The 6,311-nt window shown below is 66.5% G+C and carries 6 protein-coding genes; 3 read left to right on the top strand and 3 right to left on the bottom strand.

Going from position 1 to position 6,311, the window contains the following annotated elements:
• Window positions 1-41 precede the first annotated feature (41 nt).
• Window positions 42-1,118: a redox-regulated ATPase YchF gene (gene ychF, locus U9980_RS11715; protein ID WP_322767943.1), complete on the top strand. Its 1,077-nt coding sequence runs from the start codon at window positions 42-44 to the stop codon at window positions 1,116-1,118.
• A 134-nt stretch (window positions 1,119-1,252) separates the two neighbouring features.
• Here the strand turns inward: ychF and U9980_RS11710 are convergent, their stop codons facing one another.
• Both U9980_RS11710 and U9980_RS11705 read right to left on the bottom strand, forming a co-directional pair.
• Window positions 1,253-2,497: an ABC transporter substrate-binding protein gene (locus U9980_RS11710; RefSeq protein ID WP_322767936.1), complete on the bottom strand. Its 1,245-nt coding sequence runs from the start codon at window positions 2,495-2,497 to the stop codon at window positions 1,253-1,255.
• Window positions 2,498-2,909: 412 nt separating this feature from the next.
• Window positions 2,910-3,218, bottom strand: a complete 309-nt coding sequence (locus tag U9980_RS11705) for a 4a-hydroxytetrahydrobiopterin dehydratase (RefSeq protein WP_322767935.1) — start codon at window positions 3,216-3,218, stop codon at window positions 2,910-2,912.
• 106 nt (window positions 3,219-3,324) lie between these two features.
• On the opposite strand from U9980_RS11705, the gene U9980_RS11700 reads away from it, so the two are divergent.
• Window positions 3,325-3,756 carry a (deoxy)nucleoside triphosphate pyrophosphohydrolase gene (locus tag U9980_RS11700; RefSeq protein ID WP_322767934.1) on the top strand — a complete coding sequence of 144 codons (432 nt, stop codon included), beginning with the start codon at window positions 3,325-3,327 and terminating at the stop codon, window positions 3,754-3,756.
• 248 nt (window positions 3,757-4,004) lie between these two features.
• Window positions 4,005-5,846 (top strand): translational GTPase TypA, encoded by a 1,842-nt coding sequence (typA, locus tag U9980_RS11695; protein WP_322767933.1) that lies wholly within the window; start codon window positions 4,005-4,007, stop codon window positions 5,844-5,846.
• A 45-nt stretch (window positions 5,847-5,891) separates the two neighbouring features.
• Here typA and U9980_RS11690 read toward each other — a convergent pair.
• Window positions 5,892-6,311, bottom strand: a 420-nt coding sequence (locus U9980_RS11690) for a hypothetical protein (RefSeq protein ID WP_322767932.1), incomplete at its 5' end; no start/stop codon positions are given.

Genomic DNA, 6,311 nt, shown 5'->3' with positions numbered 1-6,311 from the left:
GGATACCGCCGCTGCCGGCCCACCCCGTAGACTGCGACGTCATGGGCTTGTCGATCGGGATCGTCGGACTACCCAACGTCGGCAAGTCGACCTTGTTCAACGCGTTGACCCGCAACGACGTCCTGGCCGCGAACTACCCGTTCGCCACCATCGAGCCGAACGTCGGCGTCGTTGGCGTGCCGGACCCCCGTCTGGATCGGCTCGCCGAGGTATTCCACAGCGCCCGCACGGTGCCGGCGACGGTCAGCTTCGTCGACATCGCCGGGCTGGTGCGCGGCGCCTCTGAAGGTCAGGGCCTCGGCAACAAGTTCCTTGCCAACATCCGCGAGTCGGACGCGGTCTGTCAGGTCGTTCGTGTCTTCTCCGACCCCGACGTCGTCCATGTCGACGGTCGCGTCGATCCGGCGGATGACATCGCCACGATCAACACCGAGTTGATCCTCGCTGACCTGCAGACCATTGACGCGCGCCTGCCCAAGCTGGAGAAGGAAGCGCGGGCGGACAAGGGCAGGCAGACCATGCTGGTCGCCATGAAACACGCCCGGGAGGTGCTGGACGCGGGCCGCACCCTCTCGTCCGAGCCCGGTGTCGACCGGGCCGCGCTCCGGGAGCTGTTCCTGCTCACCGCCAAGCCCTTCCTGTACGTGTTCAACGTGGACGAGGACGTCCTCGCCGATGACGGCCGGCGTAAGGAGCTCGCGGCGCTGGTCGCCCCGGCCGACGCGGTGGTGCTGTGCGCGAAGGTCGAGGCCGAGCTGACCGAACTTCCCGACGACGACGCCGCCGAACTACTCGACGCCCTCGGCCAGACCGAGAGCGGCCTGGCGCAGCTGGCCAGGATCGGCTTCCACACGCTGGGTCTGGCGACCTACCTCACGGCGGGGCCGAAGGAAGCACGGGCCTGGACGATCAAGGTTGGTGCGACCGCCCCGGAGGCGGCGGGTGTCATCCACACCGACTTCCAACGTGGGTTCATCAAAGCCGAGGTCGTCTCGTTCGCGGATCTGATGGCGGCTGGGTCGATGGCCGCCGCCCGGGCTGCCGGGCGGGTCCGCATCGAGGGTAAGGACTACGTCATGGCCGACGGCGACGTCGTGGAGTTCCGCTTCAACGTCTAAACAGACGGTATCCGTGCAGGTCACAAGCCTGTTTCCGCTGTTTGACGGAAGCCTGGTCGCCGTGCCGGTGCCGGGAGAGGCTGTGCGCCGCCCTCCCGGCACCCGTCGTCGCCGGTTGTCGGGTGTTGTCCCGACTATTGACCCGATGCGGCTGTTTGCCCGCAGAACGGTGCCGGCTGCTGGACGTCGAACGCGGTGCCCTTGTTGTTGATCCGCAGGAAGGTGTAGCACGGCGAGGCGCTCTGATACTTCGCCATGTCGGCGGCTGGTGTGACCAGACCGCCGGCGTCGTAGTCGTGGACCTGCCGCAGTCCGCTGATGAAGGACTGGCGGGTGGGGCAGGGGCCCGCGGTCTGGAGCCCGCGAATGAACATGTCTGCGCTGATCCAACCGCTGAGGGCGAGGCTCTGTGTCGGTGGTTGGAGCTGTGGGGCGTAGGCCGTCATCCCGGCGACGAACGTCTTGTGAGCGGGTAGGTTCTCCTCGAAGGGCGCGACGTTCACGAACACGTAGGTCCCGGCCAGTTGGGTGCCGTACTTGGTGAGTATCCCCTGGTCGTACCCGGACGGGGACATCGAGACCCGCAGCGGGACCTGTGCCCGGCTGACCGCGGTAGTGATGTTGGTGAAGGCGTCGACGGTCAGTGCCCCGGCGAGTGTGTCGACACCGAAGTTCTTGATCTTGGCGGCGATCGTGGCCGGGTCCGTCCCGGTCGCTGAGATCTGGTCGGTGTAGACCACGTCGACGCCCGCAGCCTTCATGCTCTCGGTCATCTTCTGGGCGAAGGCGGCCGATGCTTCACTGAACGCGATGCGTAGCACCGCGGCCTTCTTTCCGCCCTGGCTTTTCGCAAATGTTCCCCACGTTGTCGGTGCCGGGCCGTCCGTGAGGTAGTTCGACCAGGTGAACATGTTGTCGTTCTTGCTCCAGAGGGTTTCCGCCGAGACACCGACCACCGGGATGCCGTTCGTGTGCAGGTAGTCGGCTGAACCGGAGGCGACGTTGCTCGCCTCGACCATGCCGAAGACCTGTGACTTTTCGATGAGCCCGGTTGCCACGGCGCGGTTCGTGGCCGGGTCGGAACCGTCGTCCGCCCAGTCGTAGGCAAGTTGGCGACCATATACGCCGCCCTTGCTGTTCTCCACTCCGAACCTCGCGTCGACACCGGCCCGGAAATCGGCGAACTGCGGTGCCGCGGGGCCCGAAGAAGGGAAGATCAGCCCGGCGTTGGCCGTGGTCGGACTGATCCCGGGAGTCGAGCAGGCCGTTGTTGCCGACGCGCTCGGTGCGTCGCCGCTGCCACCGCCGCAGCTTGCGGCCAACACAAGGGCGACAACAGCCATGACCGGCCGCCGACCAAACGGAATGCGATGCCGCACGGCAAGCCTCCACGAGCCGAGAATGTCTCGTCGCGCTGATCCAGCCTGACGCTGGGGCGACCTTCGTAAGATCAAAATATCTGGTAGATCAATTCGAATGTATAATTCATATCACTTAGTTGCGATCAGTTGTTCAGGGGGTACCCAGGTCAGGGCCTTGTTGGTCCGAAGGCACGGTCGCGGCTGGGGCACAGCTGGGGCGCCGGCGATCGCGTCGAGCGACTCTCGCCGCGAGATTGATCGCAATGCCCGGGGTGTGCCAGGTGGCATGTCTGCCAGCTTTTGTCGGATTAGCTCCGAATGCCGGCATGCGTCACCGCCGGGATGCATGGGCGAGCCCGGCTCATGGGGCGCCTGGCACACCGCGGATCAGCGGTGCGCCGGACCTGTTACTGATTTTCTGGCCGCGAACCTACCTCGCCGGGTCCGCAATGCCGTGTTGACGCAGAATGTCAGAGATCCGGGAGGCCAACACGATGTCGAGGTCCGTGACGCCGCCGTGTGAATGCGTCCAGACTGTGAAAGTTGTCACATCATGCGCCCGGTCGACGACGGGGTGGTGGTTCATTTTGTTCGCCACGATCGAGATTTTCTCGATCGCCTCGTCCGAGGTCTCGTCGTCCATGGTGACCTTACGCACAATTGTCGATGTGTCACCGGTCCAGCCCGGTAGCTCGCCGAGCGCCTCGGTAACCCGCTCCGCATCCAGCTTGGTGGGCATGAAATGGCCTCCGTCCGGTTTGCCGGGCGCCTTCGGTGGTCGCCGCCCGGATGCTGCGGGCCCTCCTCGCGACGGGAAACTCCCCGTCATTACAGTGTGGTCGGTCATGGGGGCGGCAGGCATCTCGCGGGTCGTGGTGGCCGCGGCACTTCTTGATGCCAGCGGTCGCGTGCTGGCGTGCTGCCGGCGCGGGCCGCCCGAGCTCGCCGGCGGCTGGGAGTTCCCCGGGGGCAAGGTCGAGCCAGGCGAGGACGAGGTGAGCGCGCTGGTGCGCGAGTGCCGCGAGGAGCTCGGTGTCGACATCGAGGTGGGTGCGGTCCTGGGTGAGGTCGCGCTGCCGGCGGTCGGCTGGGTGCTGCGGGTGTGGTTCGCCCGGATCATCGACGGCGAGCCGCGTCCGATCGCGCATTCGGAATTGCGGTGGCTCGCATCGCACGAGCTTGACGACGTACCGTGGCTTTCGCCTGACGTTCCGCTGGTCGAAGATCTTCGCGGCAGGCTGGCGGCGGGCACGTCGGGGGTATGGGGCGTTACGTAACATTAACGGATGGTGTTGATAAGTAAACCTTCCGTTGATTTTCAAGGTGCGGTCTCCCGGGTCCGTACCATGGGGGCAGACCTCGCCAGAGGCGAGCCGGAACGGGTCGATCTACTGCTGCCCGTGCCCGGCACCTGGGCTGTCCCGTCGGGCCGGATCCAGCGGCCAGCGTCAAGATTTCAGCACCATCTGTCCAGTAACACCAGCCCCGGGGCCGCTGCCCCACGTCCGTACCGGAGTCCGCCACCGTGTCCGTCCGCGCCGACCTGCGTAACGTCGCGATCATTGCCCACGTCGACCATGGCAAGACAACCCTCGTCGACGCGATGCTGCGGCAGTCCGGCGCCTTTGGTGACCATGCCGAGGCCACGGATCGTGTCATGGACTCGATGGATCTCGAACGCGAGAAGGGCATCACGATTCTCGCGAAGAACACCGCCGTTCAGCACGGCGACGTCACGATCAACATCGTTGACACCCCCGGCCACGCGGACTTCGGTGGGGAGGTCGAGCGCGGCCTGTCCATGGTCGACGGTGTGGTGCTGTTGGTCGACGCGAGCGAGGGTCCGCTGCCGCAGACCCGGTTCGTCCTGCGTAAGGCGCTGGAGGCCCGGCAGCCGGTCATTCTGGTCATCAACAAGGTGGACCGCTCCGACGCCCGGATCGCCGAGGTCGTCGACGCGACCTACGAGCTCTTCCTCGATCTGGACGCGGACGAGACCCAGATCGACTTCCCGATCGTCTACTGCAACGCCAAGGCGGGGCGGGCCTCGCTGAACCGGCCGGAGGACGGCGGCAACCCCGACTCGCCTGACCTCAAGCCGTTGTTCGACGTGTTGCTTGAGTCGGTCCCGATGCCGGCCTACGACCCGCAGGCGCCCTTGCAGGCACTGGTCACCAACCTCGACGCCTCCCCCTACCTCGGCCGTCTCGCGCTGTGCCGGGTGCACAACGGGACGCTTCGCCGTGGGCAGAGCGTGGTGCTGTGCCGCGCGGACGGCCGCACTGACCGGGTGAAGATCAGCGAGTTGCTGGTCACGAAGGCGCTGGAGCGGGTGCCGGGCGAGGAAGCCGGACCGGGCGACATCATCGCCATCGCGGGCATCCCGGACATCATGATCGGTGAGACGCTGGCCGATCCCGAGGACCCTCGGCCGTTGCCCGTGATCACCGTGGACGAGCCGTCGATCAGCATGACCATCGGTATCAACACCTCGCCGCTCGCGGGCAAGTCCGGGACGAAGCTGACCGCGCGGCTGCTGCGCAACCGGTTGGATGCCGAACTGGTCGGCAACGTCTCCATCCGGGTGCTGCCGACCGAACGCCCCGACACCTGGGAGGTCCAGGGTCGCGGGGAGCTGGCACTGGCGATCCTGGTCGAGCTGATGCGCCGCGAAGGCTTCGAGCTGACCGTCGGCAAGCCGCAGGTCGTCACCAAGGAGGTTGACGGGAAGCGGCACGAACCGGTGGAGCGGCTCACCATCGACGCACCTGAGGACTACCTCGGGACGCTGACCCAGCTGCTGGCGGTGCGTAAGGGCCGGCTCGAGGAGATGGTCAACCACGGCACCGGCTGGATCCGGATGGAGTACCGGGTGCCGGCCCGCGGGCTGATCGGTTTCCGCACCGAGTTCCTGACCGAGACCCGCGGCACCGGGCTGATGCACCATGTCTTCGACTGCTACGAGCCATGGTTCGGGGAGCTGCGCACCCGCGCGACGGGTTCGATGGTGGCCGACCGCGCCGGCGTGGCCACCGCGTACGCCCTCTACAACCTCGGCGAGCGCGGCACCCTTTTCGTGGGTCCGACCACCGACGTCTACGAAGGCATGATCGTCGGGGAGAACTCGCGCGCGGACGACATGGACGTGAACCCCACCAAGGAGAAGAAGCTCACCAACATGCGGTCCTCCACCGGGGACGAGCTGGTGCGCCTCTCCCCACACCGGCAGCTGTCCCTGGAGCAGGCACTGGAGTTCTGCCGTGAGGACGAATGCGTGGAGGTCACTCCCGGGCCGGTCCGGATGCGCAAGGTCGCGCTGACCGCGGCGGAACGCGAGAAGCTCCGGTCCCGTCGCCGCGCCAACTGAGCGGATCCAGGGACAGCTGAGCGGATCCAGGAACGGGTACCCGGCCTACCGCGGATCGGCCGGGTACTTCTCGCGGAAGTACCGCTCGGACAGGAACCTGATCGGGACGCCTGCTGCGGCGAGCGCGTCACGGTGCTGCCACCAGTCGCTGTCCGTGCCGACCACGATCTCCGCTTTGCCGTGTGCGATCGCGGTCGCCACGAACTTGCGGTCGGCCGGATCGAACCGTGAAAGCGCGGCGTCCGTCGGGAATTCCAGGAAACTGCCCTCGCCGTCGGGCGTGATTTCGACCCGCGTGCAGTGGTCGTCGTTGTACTGGTTGTTCTGCACCCAGCGGAAGAACGCGTCACCGACGCCGGGCTGACCGGAGAAGTTCAGATGCCTGGCGTATTCCGCGACGATGAGTCCGAGTGCGTCCAGCGTCAGCCCACCGTGGGCGACGACGTCCTGTAACAGATTGATGCA

It is taken from the genome of Protofrankia sp. Cr1, from assembly GCF_963555865.1.
Lineage (GTDB): Bacteria > Actinomycetota > Actinomycetes > Frankiales > Frankiaceae > Protofrankia.
This window is presented reverse-complemented; position numbering and strand designations above follow the sequence as displayed.

What these genes read in the sequence shown, in the direction of transcription:
- ychF (WP_322767943.1), top strand. Translation starts at nt 42, where the DNA reads ATGGGCTTGTCGATCGGGATCGTCGGACTACCCAACGTCGGCAAGTCG.
- U9980_RS11705 (WP_322767935.1), bottom strand. Translation starts at nt 3,218, where the DNA reads ATGCCCACCAAGCTGGATGCGGAGCGGGTTACCGAGGCGCTCGGCGAG.
- U9980_RS11700 (WP_322767934.1), top strand. Translation starts at nt 3,325, where the DNA reads ATGGGGGCGGCAGGCATCTCGCGGGTCGTGGTGGCCGCGGCACTTCTT.